This window comes from Arthrobacter sp. YAF16 (assembly GCF_052113385.1).
GTDB lineage: Bacteria > Actinomycetota > Actinomycetes > Actinomycetales > Micrococcaceae > Arthrobacter.
Map to the genome: position 1 here is coordinate 34,089 of NZ_JBFRDC010000005.1, position 16,133 is coordinate 50,221.

17 protein-coding genes are annotated in these 16,133 nt (G+C 68.3%); 9 read left to right on the top strand and 8 right to left on the bottom strand.

Features of this window, described 5'->3' with window-relative positions; genetic code table 11:
• Positions 1-58 precede the first annotated feature (58 nt).
• From AB4Y91_RS11515 to AB4Y91_RS11545, 7 genes are all read left to right on the top strand, one after another.
• Entirely contained in the window at positions 59-1,927 is a 1,869-nt protein-coding gene (locus tag AB4Y91_RS11515; protein ID WP_441418614.1) for a PEP-utilizing enzyme, read from the top strand.
• A gap of 7 nt (positions 1,928-1,934) precedes the next feature.
• Complete coding sequence (locus AB4Y91_RS11520; protein ID WP_441418615.1) at positions 1,935-2,708, top strand: SDR family NAD(P)-dependent oxidoreductase; 774 nt, start codon at positions 1,935-1,937, stop codon at positions 2,706-2,708.
• 46 nt (positions 2,709-2,754) lie between these two features.
• A complete protein-coding gene (locus AB4Y91_RS11525) occupies positions 2,755-3,075 on the top strand; it encodes a 2Fe-2S iron-sulfur cluster-binding protein (protein ID WP_441418616.1) in 321 nt (106 codons plus the stop codon).
• Positions 3,076-3,167: 92 nt separating this feature from the next.
• A complete protein-coding gene (locus AB4Y91_RS11530) occupies positions 3,168-4,430 on the top strand; it encodes an NAD(P)/FAD-dependent oxidoreductase (RefSeq protein WP_441418748.1) in 1,263 nt (420 codons plus the stop codon).
• 33 nt (positions 4,431-4,463) lie between these two features.
• Positions 4,464-5,222: an HD domain-containing protein gene (locus AB4Y91_RS11535; RefSeq protein ID WP_441418617.1), complete on the top strand. Its 759-nt coding sequence runs from the start codon at positions 4,464-4,466 to the stop codon at positions 5,220-5,222.
• On the top strand, positions 5,219-6,739 hold the full coding sequence (locus AB4Y91_RS11540; protein ID WP_441418618.1) for an aldehyde dehydrogenase family protein: 1,521 nt from the start codon (positions 5,219-5,221) through the stop codon (positions 6,737-6,739). The genes AB4Y91_RS11535 and AB4Y91_RS11540 overlap by 4 nt, the downstream gene beginning before the upstream one ends.
• Before the next feature lie 120 nt (positions 6,740-6,859).
• A complete protein-coding gene (locus AB4Y91_RS11545) occupies positions 6,860-7,369 on the top strand; it encodes a mycothiol transferase (RefSeq protein ID WP_441418619.1) in 510 nt (169 codons plus the stop codon).
• Here AB4Y91_RS11545 and ggt read toward each other — a convergent pair.
• The 3 genes from ggt to AB4Y91_RS11560 form a co-directional block, all read right to left on the bottom strand.
• Positions 7,353-9,179 (bottom strand): gamma-glutamyltransferase, encoded by a 1,827-nt coding sequence (gene ggt, locus AB4Y91_RS11550; protein WP_441418620.1) that lies wholly within the window; start codon positions 9,177-9,179, stop codon positions 7,353-7,355. The genes AB4Y91_RS11545 and ggt overlap by 17 nt on opposite strands.
• 109 nt (positions 9,180-9,288) lie before the next feature.
• On the bottom strand, positions 9,289-9,762 hold the full coding sequence (locus AB4Y91_RS11555) for an NUDIX domain-containing protein (RefSeq protein WP_441418621.1): 474 nt from the start codon (positions 9,760-9,762) through the stop codon (positions 9,289-9,291).
• 130 nt (positions 9,763-9,892) lie between these two features.
• The gene (locus AB4Y91_RS11560; protein ID WP_441418622.1) at positions 9,893-10,756 is read right to left on the bottom strand and encodes an SDR family oxidoreductase; all 864 of its coding nucleotides are present in this window, start codon (positions 10,754-10,756) and stop codon (positions 9,893-9,895) included.
• A 101-nt stretch (positions 10,757-10,857) separates the two neighbouring features.
• On the opposite strand from AB4Y91_RS11560, the gene AB4Y91_RS11565 reads away from it, so the two are divergent.
• Both AB4Y91_RS11565 and AB4Y91_RS11570 read left to right on the top strand, forming a co-directional pair.
• Complete coding sequence (locus AB4Y91_RS11565) at positions 10,858-11,229, top strand: winged helix-turn-helix transcriptional regulator (RefSeq protein WP_441418623.1); 372 nt, start codon at positions 10,858-10,860, stop codon at positions 11,227-11,229.
• 40 nt (positions 11,230-11,269) lie between these two features.
• The gene (locus AB4Y91_RS11570; protein ID WP_441418624.1) at positions 11,270-11,401 is read left to right on the top strand and encodes a hypothetical protein; all 132 of its coding nucleotides are present in this window, start codon (positions 11,270-11,272) and stop codon (positions 11,399-11,401) included.
• A 91-nt stretch (positions 11,402-11,492) separates the two neighbouring features.
• Here AB4Y91_RS11570 and AB4Y91_RS11575 read toward each other — a convergent pair whose 3' ends face one another.
• The 5 genes from AB4Y91_RS11575 to AB4Y91_RS11595 form a co-directional block, all read right to left on the bottom strand.
• Positions 11,493-12,428, bottom strand: a complete 936-nt coding sequence (locus AB4Y91_RS11575; RefSeq protein ID WP_441418625.1) for a hypothetical protein — start codon at positions 12,426-12,428, stop codon at positions 11,493-11,495.
• A 69-nt stretch (positions 12,429-12,497) separates the two neighbouring features.
• Positions 12,498-13,001 carry a GNAT family N-acetyltransferase gene (locus AB4Y91_RS11580; RefSeq protein WP_441418626.1) on the bottom strand — a complete coding sequence of 168 codons (504 nt, stop codon included), beginning with the start codon at positions 12,999-13,001 and terminating at the stop codon, positions 12,498-12,500.
• A 154-nt stretch (positions 13,002-13,155) separates the two neighbouring features.
• Positions 13,156-14,256, bottom strand: coding sequence for a class I SAM-dependent methyltransferase (locus AB4Y91_RS11585; protein ID WP_441418627.1), 1,101 nt, complete (start codon positions 14,254-14,256; stop codon positions 13,156-13,158).
• Positions 14,257-14,486: 230 nt separating this feature from the next.
• Positions 14,487-15,530, bottom strand: a complete 1,044-nt coding sequence (locus AB4Y91_RS11590) for an NAD(P)-dependent alcohol dehydrogenase (RefSeq protein ID WP_175322614.1) — start codon at positions 15,528-15,530, stop codon at positions 14,487-14,489.
• A gap of 329 nt (positions 15,531-15,859) precedes the next feature.
• Positions 15,860-16,126, bottom strand: coding sequence for a hypothetical protein (locus tag AB4Y91_RS11595; RefSeq protein WP_441418628.1), 267 nt, complete (start codon positions 16,124-16,126; stop codon positions 15,860-15,862).
• Positions 16,127-16,133: the final 7 nt, after the last annotated feature.

A 16,133-nucleotide genomic window follows, 5' to 3' on the forward strand; every position in this document is an offset into this window, starting at 1 on the left:
CCCCCCGTTCCGCCCTCCCACCACGGCTCAACGATGAGCCCGCCTTGAAAGGACCGCCATGTCCCTGAAGTCCTTCCCCAAACCCTCCGAGCTCGCGGTCCCCGCCGGCGCCGAGGGCTGGGAAAAGATCTACCCGTATTACCTGGTCTTCCAGGACAAGCTCAAGGAGCAGGAGGACGCCAAGTTCTGGTTCTGCGACAGCCAGCACTGGCCCACAGTCTTCAAGCCCTTCGAGACCATCGGCGGCGAATTCGCGGTCAAGTGCCTGGGCCAGTACAACGCCCGGCATCTGATGATCCCGAACGCCAACGGCATCGAATTCAGGGTGCACCTGGGCTACCTGTACATGTCGCCCATCCCGGTCCCCGAGGACCAGATCGCCGCGCGGGTCCCCCTGTTCGAGCAGCGCGTGGGCCACTACTTCCAGAACTGGGACCAGCTCCTCAAGCAGTGGCATGTCAAGGTCAAGGGCACCATCGACGAGATGGAAACCATCTCCTTCCCCAAGCTCCCGGACGTGGTCCCGATGGAGGATATCCTCTCCGGCAAGGGCAAGGACGGCTCCGAGAAGCTGCTGGAAAGCTACGACCGGCTCATCCAGCTGGCCTACCAGAACTGGCAATACCACTTCGAGTTCCTCAACCTCGGCTACATCGCCTACCTGGACTTCTTCAACTTCTGCAAGCAGGTCTTCCCCAACATCCCGGACCAGTCGATCGCCACCATGGTGCAGGGCGTGGACATGGAGCTGTTCCGTCCGGATGACGAGCTCAAGCAGCTCGCCAAGCTCGCCGTCGAACTCGGGCTGCAATCCCGCTTCGGCAACCCCGACGACGTCGAGGCCACCCTCGCTGCGATCGCGGCCGCCCCCGGCGGGGACCGCTGGATTGCCCAGTATGAGGCCGCCAAGGACCCGTGGTTCAACTTCACCGTGGGCAATGGCTTCTACGGCCACGACAAGTACTGGAACGAACACCAGGAAATCCCGCTCGGCTACATCGCGGACTACGTCCGGCGGGTGGACGAGGGCCAGGAAATCATGCGCCCGGTCGAGGCCCTGATCCTCGAACGCGACCGCATCATCGAGGAATACCGGGAGCTGCTGGAAGGCGAAAACCAGGCACTGTTCGACGCCAAGCGCGGGCTCGCCGCGACCGCCTACCCGTACGTGGAGAACCACAACTTCTACATCGAGCACTGGACCATGGGCGTCTTCTGGCGCAAAATCCGCGAGCTCAGCCGCATGATGCAGGGCGAAGGCTTCTGGACCGAGCCGGACGACCTGCTCTACCTGGGCCGCAACGAGGTCCGCGACGCGCTCTTCGACCTCGTCACCGGCTGGGGCGTCGGCGCGAAGCCGATCGGCCCGGACTACTGGCCGGAGGAGATCGAACGCCGCCGCGGGATCGTGGACGCACTGAAGACGGCGCGGCCGGCGCCCGCGCTGAACACCCCGCCGGAAATCATCACCGAACCGTTCACCCGGATGCTCTGGGGCATCACCACCGAGCAGGTCCAGCAGTGGCTGGGTGCCGGCGAAGCGGTGGAGGGCGGCGGCCTGCGCGGCATGGCGGCCTCACCCGGCGTCGTCGAAGGCCTGGCCCGCGTCGTCACCGACGCCGACCAGCTCTCCGAAGTGCAGCAGGGCGAAATCCTGGTCGCGACCGTCACGGCACCGTCCTGGGGCCCGATCTTCGGCAAGATCAAGGCAACGGTCACGGACATCGGCGGCATGATGAGCCACGCGGCGATCGTCTGCCGGGAATACGGGCTCCCGGCCGTGACCGGGACCGGCTCCGCGTCCACCACGATCAAGACCGGACAGCGGCTGCGGGTGGACGGCACCAAGGGGACCGTGCAGATCCTCGACGCCGAAGACGAACTGGCGGTCACCGGACCCGGAGCGCACAGCCACAGCCATGTCTGATGCGACGATGAACCCCGCAGAAGACGGGCGCACGGACCAGCCGGCCCGCACCGTCCTGATCACCGGTGCCGCCGGCGGGCTGGGCCGGGCGTTCGCGCTCGGCTTCGCCCGCCGCGGCTACCGCGTGGCGGTGGCGGACGTGAACCTGGCGGGCGCTGAGGAAACAGCCAAACTGGTCCTGGATACCGGGGCCGAGGCGGCCGCCTTCTACGCCGACGTCACCAGCGTCGACTCCACCGAGGCCCTCGCAAAAGACTGCGCGGACTTCGGTAGCGGAAGCATCGACGTCGTGCTCAACAACGCGGCGGTGTACGCCGGGGTGACCCGCAGCCCGTTCGAGGACATTGACCCGGCCGAATGGGACCTGGTGATGAACGTCAACCTCAAGGGCCCCTGGCTCGTCACCCGGGCGGCGAGCCCGTTCCTGCCCGAGGGCGGGCGCGTCATCAACCTCTCCAGCGCCACGATCTTCAGCGGCTCGGAGCAGTGGCTGCACTACGTCGCCTCGAAAGGCGGTGTGGTGGCCCTGACCCGGGTGCTGGCCAAGGAACTGGGCCGGCGGGGGATTACCGTCAACGCGATCGCCCCCGGCTTCACCCTCACCGAAGCCAGCTATGGGCTGATGGAGAACGCCGAGAACTACGGCGTGGACCGGGGTGCCATCAAGCGGGCCAGCCAGCCGGAAGACATCGTGGGTGCGGCGCTTTTCCTGGCCGGCCCGGACAGTTCCTACTACACCGGCCAGACCATGGTGGTCGACGGCGGCCGCCAGTTCATCTGAGCGCCGGCTCCAAATTTCCAAGCGACTTTCTACCCAAGGAGGACCAATGCCAACGGTTCATTTCACCGACGCCGATGGCGCCGTCCGCGACGTGCAGGGCAACCCCGGGGATTCCGTCATGGAGACCGCGGTGCGCAACGGCGTCCCCGGCATCGTGGCCGAATGCGGCGGCTCGCTGTCCTGCGCCACCTGCCACGTCTTTGTCCGCGAGGACTGCCTCGCGGAGCTTCCACCGATGGAGGACATGGAGGACGAGATGCTCTACGGCACGGCCGTGGACCGCGAGGACAACTCGCGGCTGTCCTGCCAGCTGCGCCTGACGGACGAGATCGAACTGTTCGTCACCACCCCGGAAACCCAGGTGTAGCCGTGGAAACCCACGTTGCCGCGGCGCAGCAGACGTCCGCCGAAACGGCCGGCGCAGCCGGTCCCGAAACTGCAAGCCCCACCCGCACCGGCCTGCTGATCATCGGCGCCAGCCAGTCCGGCGTCCAGCTCGCGGTGTCGCTGCGGGCGCTCGGCTTCGACGAGCACATCACCCTGCTTGGCGACGAGGACCACCGGCCCTACCAGCGCCCGGCCCTGTCCAAGGAGTTCCTGCAGGGCACGGTGGAGAGCGAATCCCTGATCTTCCGCTCCAACGAGTACTGGGCCGAGCACAACGTGGAGCTGGTCAAGGGCGAATACATCGTCCGGATCGAGAAGGAAGCCGACGGGTCCGGGGTGGCGCATTCCTCCTCCGGGCGGCAGTTCCCCTTCACGCGGCTCGCCCTCACCGTGGGCGCCCGCGCCCGAAAACTGGAGATTGAGGGCGGGGACCTCGACGGCGTCCTCTACCTGCGCAACGCCGACGACGCCCTGGCGCTCAAGGCCCGGGTGGAGGATGCCACCGACGTGGTGGTGATCGGCGGCGGATTCATCGGCCTCGAAGCCGCGTCCAGCCTGCAAAAGATGGGCAAGAACGTCACCGTGCTCGAATTCGGTCCGCGGCTGGTGGGCCGCGCCGTCGGCGAGGAAACCGCCGAGTACTTCCTGCAGGCCCACCGTGCCCGGGGCTTGGACATCCGGCTGAACACGAGCGCCAAGCGCTTCACCGCAGCCGGCGCCGGTGACAACGCCCCGGGCGACGGCCGCAGGGTCGCCGGCGTCGAACTCCAGGACGGCACGGTGCTGCCCGCGCAGATCGTGCTGGTCGGCATCGGCGTCATCCCGAACACCCAGCTGGCCGAACAGCTTGGCCTGGCCGTGGACAACGGGATCGTCGTGGACCGCTTCGCGCTGGCCTCGGACGGGACCACGGTGGCCATCGGCGACTGTGCCAACATGCCCAACCCGGTCCCCGGCTCGGAACCGGGGGAGCGGATCCGGCTCGAGAGTGTCAACAACGCGATCGAGCACGCCAAGGTGGCCGCCTATTCGCTCACCGGGCGGCGCGAGGAATATGCCGGCATCCCGTGGTTCTGGTCCAACCAGGCCGACCTCAAGCTCCAGATCGCCGGACTCTGCAGCGGCTACGACCAGACGGTGCTGCGGCAGGACCAGGAACGGGGCAAGTTCAGCGTCCTCTACTACCGGCAGGGCCGCATCATCGCCGCGGACTGCGTCAACGCGCCGCTGGACTTCATGGCGGTCAAGAACGCCCTCGCCAAAGGCCAGAACATCCCCGCCGACGCCGCCGCGGACCCGGCTACACCCCTCAAGACGATCACCACGGACAGCTAGCCGCCTCCGGCCAGCCCCACCCGAAGGAGCACTATGACCACCCCCAAGACGCCGGTTGCCGACGCCGGCACTGCCACAGCCGGGACTACTGCTGTCGCCCCTGCCCACCCCGCGGCCGCGGACTTCGCCGCCGCTTATCCGGTCCGGCCGATTCCGGCGCCGGGACCGGTGGACACGGCCCCGATCGCCACTACCCCCGCGGCCCTAGGAGAACTGGACGGGCTCTGGCGGGCAGTAGTGCACGAGACCCGCACCCGAGGCAACGACATTCACCTGCCTATCTCGCTCGCCTACGCGGAGCGGCTCTGCCGGGCCTATCCGGATGCCGACGCCGAATTGGTCCGGGTGGCCACGGTGCTGCACGACACCGGCTGGGCCCACGTGGACGAATCCCGGATCATCTCCGAGGGCTTCGCCGGGGACTGGCGCAAGGCCGCCATCCGGTATGAACACGAAAAGCAAGGCTGCGACGTCGCCCGCCGGGTGCTCCCGGACCTGGGCTACGACGCCGAATTCATCGAGCGCGTCTGCGCGATCATTGACGGGCATGACACCCGCCCCGTGGCCTATTCGCTGGAGGACGCACTGATGCGCGACGCCGACCGGCTGTGGCGCTTCGACCAGGCTGGGATCGCCCTGGCCTCCTCCTGGTTCAAGATGGACCCGGCGACCTACACCGAGCGGCTGACCTCGGAAATCGTGCCCGAGCTCATCACCCAGGCCGCGTTCGACATGGCCATCGCGGACCTGGACCGCTCCACCGCCCTGCTCAAGACGGCGGTCATCCGATGACCGCCGCCACGCACGAGGCCCCCGCCGTGGCCGCCCGCGCCGCGCTCAAACTGCCCTACACCCACGTCGACGACCTCTTCATCGACGGCGCCTGGATCCCGGCACGCGGTACCGGCCGCAACCCGGTCACGGACCCCGCCACCGGCGAAGCCTGGGGCTCCGTGCCGGACGGCACCGCCGAAGACGTCGACGCCGCCGTCGTCTCCGCACGCCGGGCTTTCGACGCCGGCGAGTGGCCGCGGCTGGCGCCGTCGGTCCGCGCCGCGTACCTGCTGCGCATCGCCGAGGAAGTGGAGAAGCGGGCCGGGGAGCTGTCCCTGACGAACACCCGCGAGAACGGCTCGCCGGTATCCGAATCCGCCGGGGCCGCCGCCAACGCCGCGGGGATCCTCCGCTACTTCGCCACCCTGGCCGAGTACCTGGAGCGTGAGGACGTACGGGCCTTCCCGAAGGGCAGCGGGGAATCTGTTGTCCGGCGCGATCCGGTGGGCGTGTGCGCCCTGATCGCACCGTGGAACTTTCCGATCAACCTCGTGGTCATCAAGCTGGCCCCGGCGCTGTTGGCCGGATGCACCGTGGTGATCAAGCCGGCGTCTCCCACCCCGTTGTCCCTCCGGGTGGTCATTGACGCGGTGGCCGCGGCCGGTGTCCCGGCCGGCGTCGTCAACCTTGTCACCGGATCCGGCCGGCTGGGGGATCAGCTCGTGAAGCACCCCGGCGTGGACAAGGTGGCGTTCACGGGTTCCACGCCGGTGGGCCGAAAGATCGCGGCGGCATGCGGCGAACTGTTGCGCCCTGTCACCCTCGAACTCGGCGGAAAATCCAGTGCGGTTGTGCTGCCGGACGCGGACTTGGACGCCATGTCCAAGGTGCTGATCCGCTCCTGCCTGCGCAACACCGGGCAGACCTGCTACATCTCGACCCGGATCCTGGCACCCGCCAGCAGGTACGAGGAGGTGGTGGACATGGTCACCGCCACGATCGCGGCAGCCAAGCAGGGCGACCCGCTGGAGCCTGACACCGTGTTTGGCCCGTGCGCCACGGAGTCCCAGTACCGGACCGTTCTGGAATACGTGGAGTCCGGCCTGGCCGAAGGCGCCCGTGCCACGACCGGCGGCCGCGCCGCGTCGCTGGGCGGCGGGCTCGAAGGCGGCTACTTTGTCGAGCCGACCGTGTTCGCCGACGTCACCCCCGCCATGCGGATCTCGCGCGAGGAGATCTTTGGACCGGTCATCTGCATCCTGAAGTACGACGACGCGGGAGGCAGCGCCGATGCAGCGGTCGCGTTGGCCAACAACACCGAGTTCGGCCTGGGCGGGCTGGTGTTCGGCTCCGACCCCGGGACGGCGATGGCGGTGGCGGAACGGATGGACACCGGTTCGGTGGGCATCAACTTCTTCGCCTCCAACCATGCGGCGCCCTTTGGCGGCCGGCACGATTCCGGCCTCGGCACCGAATATGGCGTCGAGGGCCTCAACGCCTACCTCAGCTACAAGTCGATCCACCGGAAGGTGTAGGGGATGCTCTTTCCCTTATGGTCCCTCTGCCGCACCCGGAACAACCAAAAGTGATAGCGCAACCGGTTCCGGCCGTGCCAGCATGGGGGCTCAGCGAAAGCGCGCCGGGAGGGGACTGCAATGAAGGCCAACGAACTGCTGCTTGACGGGTTTGGCAGGATCCACGAGATCGTGGCCGCCACCCTCGAAGACATAGACCCGGAGCTGCTGGTCCGGCGGGTGGCGGACCAGGCAAACCCGATTGCGTGGCTGGTCTGGCACCTCAGCCGTGGGGAGGATGCCCAAATCGCCCCCGCCGCCGGCTTGGAGCAGGTGTGGACGTCGCAGGGCTTCGCCGGACGGTTTGGCCTGTCACTGCCCGTCCAGGACACCGGCTACGGGCACACGTCCGAGCAGGTCGACGCGGTTCAGGCCCCGCCTGAGTTGCTGCGGGACTATTACGACGCCGTCCACCGGCAGAGTGTCGGGTTCCTGGAATCCCTCAGCGACGAGGAGCTCGACCGCGTCGTGGACACCCGCTGGAAGCCGCCGGTCACGCTCGGGGTGCGGCTGGTCAGCATTCTCGCCGATTGCCTCCAGCACGCGGGACAGGCCGCGTACGTGAAAGGCGCCGTTACCGAGACCGGTTGAGCACCATCGCCGAACCGCCGCCGCGCCGGACCGGCTCGGCGGCCGCGACCAGGCGCCCGCCCGGACCGAACTCGATCGCGGTTGCCGCGCCGATCTCCGCCGCCGAGGTGAACGCATCCCCGGACGGTGTGAACTGATGGCCGTACGGCGCGAGCCCGGTGCCGTACGCGGCGATGAACGACGGCTCGGCCGTGACCTTGGCCGTGTTCCGCTGTGACGCACGCGGTGCCGCAATCGCCTCGGAGATCGTCATGCCCAGATCCACCCGGTTCAGGATGGTCTGCAGCACTGTCGTAATGATGGTCGATCCGCCGGGGGAGCCGAGCGCGAGGAACGGCGCCCCGTCCTTCAGGATGATGGTCGGCGCCATCGAGGAGCGCGGACGCTTCCCCGGCTCGATCCGGTTCGGATCCTTGGGGTCGTACACGGTGGAGAAGTCGGTCATTTCGTTGTTGAGCAGGAACCCGCGGCCGGGCACCACCATGCCGGATCCGCCGGTCTGCTCGATCGTGAGGGTGTACTCCGCCACGTTGCCCCACTTGTCCGCGACCGTCAGATTCGTCGTCGAGATGTTCTCGGTGTCCTTCTCGTCGGCGGGTGCCACTGCGGCGGCCGGGCACACGCCGTCGTACGCTGACACATTTCCCGGTGCGACCGGCTTGGCCGCGGCATGCTGCGGGTCGATCCGGCAGGCGCGTTCCTTGCCGAAGAGCGGGTCGGTGAGAGCGGCCGTTGGCACGTCGACCTGCGCCGGATCGCCGACGTACTTGCCGCGGTCGGCGAACGCCAGGGCACTGGCTTCCAGGTAGTGGTGCAGGGCGCCGGCCCGGGACATCCCGGAGAGATTGGACGGGTCCAGGATGTTCAGCGCCTCGCCGACCGTGGTGCCGCCGCTGCTGGAGGGCGCCATGCCGTAGACGTCCAGGCCGCGGTAGTCCACGTGGGTGGGATCCTGGTCCAGCGCACGGTAGGCGGCGAGATCCGCCGTTGTCATGAATCCGGCCGGGACGGGCAGCTTGGTGCCGGCGGCCTTCGCTGGAGCCTGGACGGTGGCCGCGATTTCCGCAGCGAGCGGCCCGCTGTAGAAGCCGCGCGTGCCGTGCTTCGCGAGGAGCCGGTAAGTCGCGGCCAGGTCGTGGTTTTGGAAAATGCTGCCGACGGCGGGAGCGTCCCCGCCGGGCAGGTAGAGGCTGCTGGTCGCGGGGAATGCGGCGAAGCGGGCCTTGTTGTCGAGGGTCTGCTGCCGGAACGTTCCGTCCACGACGAAGCCTCGGGTGGCCACCTTGATGGCCGGTTTGAGGGCCTCGCCAAGGCCCAGGCTGCCCCAGCGCTCGAGTGCCCGTTCCCAGGTCGCGGGGGTGCCAGGGACGCCGACGGCGACGCCGCTGGTGACGAGCTCGGGGGTGAAGCGGTAGGGCTGGCCCGTCGCCGGGTCAATGAACGCATCGTGCGGCATCCCGGCCGGAGCAGTCTCGCGTCCGTCGACTGTGCCGACCTTGCCGGTCTTTGCGTCGTAGTAGACGAAGTAGCCGCCGCCGCCGATGCCGGCGCTGTACGGCTCGGTCACGCCCAGGGTCGCGGCTGCGGCGACGGCGGCGTCTGCCGCGTTGCCGCCCTTGCGGAGCACCTCGATCGCGGCGGCCGAGGCCTCCGGGTCCACCGTGCTCACCGCGCCGCCGTAGCCGATGGCCGTCGCGGTCTTTTCAGTCTCGCGCGGTGCCGCGGAGGCGGGGCCGGCGACGGCGCCGCCCGCCACGCTCAGGGCCAGTGCCGCGGTGACGGCGGACAGTCGACGTCCTACATGTTGCATGGCTGCTCCCGGGCTAGCGTCGTGTGAACTGACAGTTTCTGTCACACTACCCGCGCCCGTTGTGACATTCAATGCAGCATCCTGTCACACCGGTGGCTGGCGGCCGCGGCTAGCCTGCCTCCCGCAGGTGCGCCAGGAGCGCGTCCAGGACCGGAAGCTGGCCGCGCACCAGCTTCGTGCGGGCCTCGGACTCGCTGAACCACGCGGCGTCGTCGATCTCCGGGTAGCTGCGGACGATGCCCGATCCCCTTGGCCACTCCAGCGAAAAGGTGTTGCTCACGCTCCTTTCCGGCCGGAAGTCACATTCGGCGGCGAAGACGGTGACAAACTTGCCCGAAGCCTGCCGGAAGCTGCCCAGCGGGAAGTAATCGACGTCGGGCGGGGCGGTGCCGATTTCCTCCGCGAACTCGCGGCGCGCGGCCGCCAGTGCGTCTTCGTCTTCGGTGTATTCGCCCTTGGGGATGGACCAGGCCGCGGCATCCTTCCGCGCCCAGAACGGCCCGCCCATGTGTCCGATCCAGACTTCCAGCCGCGACTGCGGACCCCGCCGGTACAGCAGCAGGCCGGCACTCAGAACGCTCATGCGGCCTCCAGTCCACGGGCGGGTTCCGGACTATCTTCGGACGCGCGCGGTGCGAAGGCAAGCGCGGTCGGGCCCGGAACCGTGGAGGCATGGCTGCCGCGGCCCGGTTGCCAGGGGAGGTTGGAGCCCCCTAAAGCGCGGATACCGCCGACCGGACCGCCTCGGACATGGGTGTTGTGGGCCGGCCGATCAACGTGCGTAGCTGAGTCGTAGTGACGTGAAGGTCTCCTCGAGCGATCCCCAGGTCGGAGTCCGCAAGGATATCGGCGAAGTCCAACGGCACGCCGAATCCTGCCAGCATGGCGGCGTAGTCGGCCGCGGGCAGGTCCTGATATGCGATCGGCTGCCCGCTGGCCTCGGCGATCTCGCCGGCCAGTTCCGCCATAGAGAAGGCCTCGTCGCCGCCGAGTTCGTAGACTTTCCCGGCCTGGTCCTCGGCCATCAGGGCCGCAGCCGCTGCCTCGGCATAGTCGGCGCGCGCCGCGGCGCTAACCTTGCCGTCGCCGGCGCTTCCGGCGAACACGCCCTGTGCGAGCGTCCCCTGAAGCTGCTCGGTGTAGTTCTCCAGGTACCAGCCGTTGCGCAGGAGCACGTAGGGGAGTCCGGATTGCGCGAGCAGGGCCTCCGTCGCCTGGTGCTCGGCGGCCAGCTTCATGCCCGTGCTGTCCGCATTGGCGATGCTGGTGTAGGCGATCAGTCCGACGCTCTCGGCGACGGCGGCATCGATCACAGCGCGGTGCTGTCTCACCCGCCGGCCGACTTCACTCCCGGAAATCAGCAGCACCTTCGTGGCGCCCTTAAGGGCGTCGGTGACCGTGGCGGCGTCGTCGTAGTCCATGGCCCTAACCTGGAGGCCGCGGCCGGCGAACTCCGCCAGCCGTTCGACGGCACGTCCGGTGGCGACGATCTGCCCTGCGGGGACGCCGCGCTGCAGCAGGGATTCGATTACAAGGCGGCCAAGTTGTCCGGTGGCGCCGGTGACGACGATGCTCATGGGAAATTCCTTTCACGTGTTTGCTCTTCCGGGGTGGACAACCGGCCCGCAGCGGCAAAACTTCCCGGAAGAGAGTACGCACTTTCAGGTAAGGTACATACGTGACGGTTAGTTATGAATCATCCCGGTCCCCGCAGCCTCCGGAGAGCCCCGTATTTCCTGCCGGTTGCGCAAGCCGGACCCTGCTCGACCACGTGACGAGCAAGTGGGGGGTGCTGATTCTGATCGCATTGGCCGACGGGCAGCAGCGCTGGAGCGAATTGCGCCGCCGGGCCGAGGGCATCAGCGAAAAGATGCTGGCGCAGACGCTGAAGACGCTGGAGCGCGACGGCCTGGTGTACCGCGAGGCCCGGCCGACCATTCCGCCGCGGGTGGACTACAGCCTGACGCCGCGGGGCCGTGAACTCACCGACCACCTGCTGCCGCTCTTTGGCTGGGTGCAGGAGAACGCCGAGGAAATCATCGGCCAGTAGTGGGGCCCTGGCGCCCTGCTACCAGTTCTGTGGATCGTTCATGCTGCAGCCCTGGCTGCTGCACTGCCTCGCGCTGACCTGCCAGTCCGGCTGGCGCGCCGCCACGGGACGTACGTCTTTCCAGATCGGAACCACCCGTGAACCGCACGCCGGGCAGGGCGGCTCCATATGAGCGCGTCGTTGCGCCTTGTTCATGCTTCCCCCAAAAAACTCCGATGCCTACACCCAAATTTAGCCATAATTCCATCGAAGTTACAAACACCTTAGGAGCGTTCGGCCCAGTCCAGGACCCGCATGGCCCGCAGGGTGTTCCAGCGGCTCGGGCGGCCGTCACCCTCGTCCAGCGGGAAGTGGATCCGCCCCGGATGGCTGTTCTCAAGGTGCCAGGTCCCGTCGGGCTGCCGCTTGGACCGCACCACGCCCACTGCCTCGGCCGTCCGCTCATCCACGGCAGCCCCGGCGGCCCGGAGGTAGTCCAGGCCGCGGAGCACGTCGTAGTGCCAACGGACCGGGTGGGAGAATTGCAGCCACGCCGGGTCGATCAACCCGCCGGTGCTCTTGCGGCGGAGGAGGCCGCGTTCGAGCAGGTATTCCTCGCCGCGCCGCCGCGCCGCGGTGACCTCGGGAGTGCCGCCGGTTGCATGCCCGTACTCCAGCAGCCCTTCCAGGACGTTGATGGTGGTGTCGAAGGAGGATCGCGTGGACCCGCGTTCCGCCTCACAGTTCCAGCCACCGTCGTCGAGCTGTTCCCCCAGCAACCGCGTCACGACGCCATCGACGTCCTCGCCAAAGTAGGCACCGAGCGCGACGGTCATCCCATTGATGCAGGGCTCCACTTCGCCCTCGAAGAACGGCTGGCCGGCTTCCTCCCAGCGGCTGTTCTGCCGGACACGCGCGACGGCGTTGCGCGCTGCCTCGCTGCCGGGGTCGAGCCCGAACTCGCGGAGCAGCAGCAGGCTGTAGGTCGTCGCGGTCCAGGGCTGGCCCGGCTCGGATTCATCGAATGGCGCCGGGAAGTACGTGCCGCCGTCCCACTGCCCGTCGTCGGCCTGCAGCCCGAGCAGGCGGGCGCCCCACCCCTGCGCAGCGACGCGGGCCCGCTCGGCGGACAGTTCGTCCGCGCCCGCGCCCGTCAAGTCGCGCAGGGCCTGCCAGCGGATGGCGGGGTCGGAATCGAGCAGCCAGTCGAGGACGTCCATCCGGACAAGCTAGCACCACCTTCATCCGGCGGGGAAGGAACCCGGCGGGGGAGGAACCCGGCGGGGCCCTCAGTCGCCGTCGTCGTTGGACAGCCGGCGGAAATCCCTGGACAGGTAGAGCGCCAGCGCCGCCGAATTTCCGCTGTCCACCGTGACCGCCACCCGGGTGCGGCCCAAGGCATGCAGGGTGTGCAGGCAGTGGCCAAGCAGTTCCTCCGCCAGACCCTGCCGGCGATGGTCGGGGTGGGTAAAGAGTTCGGCGATCTCGCTGTCCCAGTCGCCCTCGCTGCCCGGGGCCGGCTCGGTGACGATGATGGCGGCCGCAAGTTGTCCGTCGGGGGCTGCTTTGACCGCGGATGCCTCCGGAACGTGCCGGCCGTGGGCTCCACCGAGCAGGGCGTCGATCCAGCCGACGGCGCGGTCCTCGGGCTGCGGCAGGCCGTCCGCATAGGAGTCCCGGTACATTACGGACAGCTCAGGGAGGTCGGCTGCCTGGATGGGCCGTATCGCGGTGCCCGGGCGGGCGCCCTCGCGTGGGCCGGTGGCCGCGGTCAGGATGATTAGGGGATTCACGGCAGCCCTGCTCTCTCTAGCAACCTCTTATAACGAGACACCCTTTGGGAGTCCCCTCCAGCTTGCACCCGCTTTATTGCGGCGGCGTTTCCGGATGGTGATATCCGGACGACGGGAAGGCCGTCGAAAGGTGAACAGTTCCTTTCCGGCCGGGTTACCCTGCTTGGCCGACGACGGCGGTGACGAAACCGGCCGGCGCGCCCCGCCGTCGGGTCTCTTTGCCGAAATTTCGGTGTTCCTCCATGGCAAGGCCGAAGGGCCGGAGGAACTCCACGGCGCGATCCCGTGCCGGGGGAGTGCTGTCGATTCCGAAGTCGAGGGGCTCGCCGGCAAAGGCTGCGGCGGCGCGGCCGTAGCGCATGTAGGGCGAGCGGGACGCAAGGGTCTGGGCGGCGAAATAGTCGAAACTGACCACACTGCCGGCGGCTCCACCGCCGATCCGGCGGAGCGTCGCCTCGACGGAAGCGCGGTCCAGGTACATGGTCACAGCCTCCCAGAGGAAGAACGCCGGCCGGTCGGGGTCGAAACCGGCGGCCAGGAGCTTGCTCCACCAATCCTGCGCCCGGAGGTCGGCGGCGACGTAGCTCGCCAGCTGTGTGGACAGTCCGGCACGCTTCAGCATGCCGAGCTTGAAGGCCTGGGTCAGGGGCTTGTCCACCTCGAAGCAGCGCACGTGGTCGGCTCCGGAGAACCGGAAGGCGCGGGTGTCGAAGCCCGCCCCGAGGATGACCAGCTGGCCCACGCCGGGAAGATGGCGCTGGAGGGCAGCATCAAAAAAGCTCGTCCGTGCCGAATCCTGGTGCCTCAACGGCGCTTCGCCCTCGTAGGGGTAGCGGTAGACCCTGGGAACGTAGCCGGTCGCACCGTGGGCGGCGATCGTTGGGGCCGCGACCAGGCTGAAACCCGTCCGGGAAACGTTGGGCATGACCATCATGAGCCGCTCGGCCGGCTCATCATCCCTGGTGCCCAGCCGGTGCTGCATGAACCGCGTGTGGAGAGAAGCCAGCAGGGTGGCCGAGACTCCGGTCCGCCGGCTGTAGACCAGCAGCTTGGGCAGTGCCCAGAGGTAGCCCGCTGTCCCTGCCGGGAGCAGCGCCAGCTGGATCACCCGGAACAGGGCCGCCGCCGCAGGTCCCTGTGCCGGTCGCCGAGGCGGGGCCGGGTGCGGGCCGTTGGGCGCTCCCTGCCGGACCCTCAGACGTAGGTGCCGGCCGAGGGTGTCGCGGAGTGTCTCAAACTTGCCAAGCTGGATCATGGCGGGCCTCCCTGATGTGCCCGACATCTTCCTCCCACGGGCCGTAACCGGCAAGGGGTGGCGGTTCCGGGGCGTGCAGCGGGTGATGGCTGAACCGCTGCCGGGGCGGGTTTCCGCGGCGGAAACCGCCTGGTGATACGGAAACGGTCCGGCGCCACGGGAATCCCCATAGCGCCGGACCGTTTGCGCGTCGTACGTCCGGAACCGCAGCGCGGAAAAGCTCCCCGGAACTAGACCAGGGTCGCGGTGTCGATCACGAAGCGGTAGCGCACGTCGGAAGCCAGCACGCGCTCGTAGGCCTCGTTGATCTTCTCGGCCGGGATGACCTCGATCTCGGCGCCGAGGTGGTGTTCGGCGCAGAAGTCCAGCATTTCCTGGGTCTGGCGGATGCCGCCGATCATCGAGCCGGCGAAGGAGCGACGGCCGCCGATCAGGGCGAACGCGTTGACCGGCAGCGGCTCGGCCGGGGCGCCCACGTTGACCATGGTGCCGTCGAGGCGCAGCAACTGCAGGTAGGAGCTGATGTCGATCGAGGCGCTCACGGTGTTGATGATCAGGTCAAAGGTGCCGGCGAGCTCGGTGAAGGTATTCTCGTCGCTCGTGGCGAAGTAGTGGTCCGCGCCGAGGCGCAAGCCGTCTTCCTGCTTCTTGAGGGACTGCGAGAGGACCGTGACCTCGGCGCCCATGGCGTGGGCGATCTTGACAGCCATGTGTCCAAGCCCGCCGAGCCCGACGACGGCGACCTTCTTGCCGGGGCCGGCGTTCCAGTGGCGCAGCGGCGAGTAGGTGGTTATGCCGGCGCACAGCAGGGGAGCGGCGACGTCGAGCTCGATGCCCTCGGGGATCCTCACCACGAAGTCTTCGGTCACGACGACGTGGGTGGAATAGCCGCCCTGGGTGATCGTGCCGTCGCGGTCCACGGCGCCGTAGGTGCCGGTGTTGCCCTTGAGGCAGTACTGTTCCTCGCCGGCCTGGCAGTTGGCGCACTCGCCGCAGGAGTTCACCATGCAGCCGACGCCGACGCGGTCACCGACGGCGTGCTTGGTGACGGCCGAGCCGACCTCGGTCACGATGCCGGCGATCTCATGGCCGGGAGCGAGCGGGTAGGACTGCGGTCCCCAGTCGCCGCGGACCGTGTGGATGTCCGAGTGGCAGATCCCGGCGAACTTGATCTCGATCAGGACGTCGTGCGGGCCGACGTCGCGGCGCTCGATGGTGGTGGGGACGAGGTCCTCCGTGGCGGACGGGGCGGCGTAAGCGTTTACAGTAAGCATTCTTCTCCAGTAAGAGTCGGTTCGAAAGTCGCGGTCGTGGGGGAGAGGAGTAGGTCCAGGGGCTTGGGGGGCGCCTCTGAACCTGCCGGCCCACGATGGCGCTGTGGCCGGACGGCATGCCGTCCGGGGCCACAGTATGAGCCAACACCCTGCCGGGGTGGATTGTTCCGAAGCGGGACACTTTTTCTGGTCCAGCTTTTGTCGCAGCTCCGGAAAGGGACTGCTCCAGCGGCGAGGCGCTGGCTCACGGTTCCATTCAACTGCCTGCCGCGGCGGCGGGGGAGTCCCTGCTGGTACAGGTACTGGCAGGGCCTCCCTCCCCGGCGCTGCTAGCCGGCCATGCCGGGGTGCACGCGGACGAATTCGATCTTGTTGCCCGGATCGACTCTCTTCTTGGGCGCACGGGAAAAGCCCTTGGCGTCCAAGTGGTTCTGCGCGCGGTACTCGGCGAGTGCGTCGTCGTAGGCCGCGTTCAGCTGCCGGCCGGCGACTTCTTCGGTGGAGCCGTCGGCGAAGGTGATGGTGATGGGCGTGCTGGCGGGGAAGTGCCGGTTCATCCGGATGAAGCCCTCGGCGTCCTGCTGGAGATTAATCAATGGGGTG

What these genes read in the sequence shown, in the direction of transcription:
- AB4Y91_RS11515 (WP_441418614.1), top strand. Translation starts at nt 59, where the DNA reads ATGTCCCTGAAGTCCTTCCCCAAACCCTCCGAGCTCGCGGTCCCCGCC.
- AB4Y91_RS11520 (WP_441418615.1), top strand. Translation starts at nt 1,935, where the DNA reads ATGAACCCCGCAGAAGACGGGCGCACGGACCAGCCGGCCCGCACCGTC.
- AB4Y91_RS11525 (WP_441418616.1), top strand. Translation starts at nt 2,755, where the DNA reads ATGCCAACGGTTCATTTCACCGACGCCGATGGCGCCGTCCGCGACGTG.
- AB4Y91_RS11535 (WP_441418617.1), top strand. Translation starts at nt 4,464, where the DNA reads ATGACCACCCCCAAGACGCCGGTTGCCGACGCCGGCACTGCCACAGCC.
- AB4Y91_RS11540 (WP_441418618.1), top strand. Translation starts at nt 5,219, where the DNA reads ATGACCGCCGCCACGCACGAGGCCCCCGCCGTGGCCGCCCGCGCCGCG.
- AB4Y91_RS11545 (WP_441418619.1), top strand. Translation starts at nt 6,860, where the DNA reads ATGAAGGCCAACGAACTGCTGCTTGACGGGTTTGGCAGGATCCACGAG.
- ggt (WP_441418620.1), bottom strand. Translation starts at nt 9,179, where the DNA reads ATGCAACATGTAGGACGTCGACTGTCCGCCGTCACCGCGGCACTGGCC.
- AB4Y91_RS11555 (WP_441418621.1), bottom strand. Translation starts at nt 9,762, where the DNA reads ATGAGCGTTCTGAGTGCCGGCCTGCTGCTGTACCGGCGGGGTCCGCAG.
- AB4Y91_RS11560 (WP_441418622.1), bottom strand. Translation starts at nt 10,756, where the DNA reads ATGAGCATCGTCGTCACCGGCGCCACCGGACAACTTGGCCGCCTTGTA.
- AB4Y91_RS11570 (WP_441418624.1), top strand. Translation starts at nt 11,270, where the DNA reads ATGCTGCAGCCCTGGCTGCTGCACTGCCTCGCGCTGACCTGCCAGTCC.
- AB4Y91_RS11575 (WP_441418625.1), bottom strand. Translation starts at nt 12,428, where the DNA reads ATGGACGTCCTCGACTGGCTGCTCGATTCCGACCCCGCCATCCGCTGG.
- AB4Y91_RS11585 (WP_441418627.1), bottom strand. Translation starts at nt 14,256, where the DNA reads ATGATCCAGCTTGGCAAGTTTGAGACACTCCGCGACACCCTCGGCCGG.
- AB4Y91_RS11590 (WP_175322614.1), bottom strand. Translation starts at nt 15,530, where the DNA reads ATGCTTACTGTAAACGCTTACGCCGCCCCGTCCGCCACGGAGGACCTC.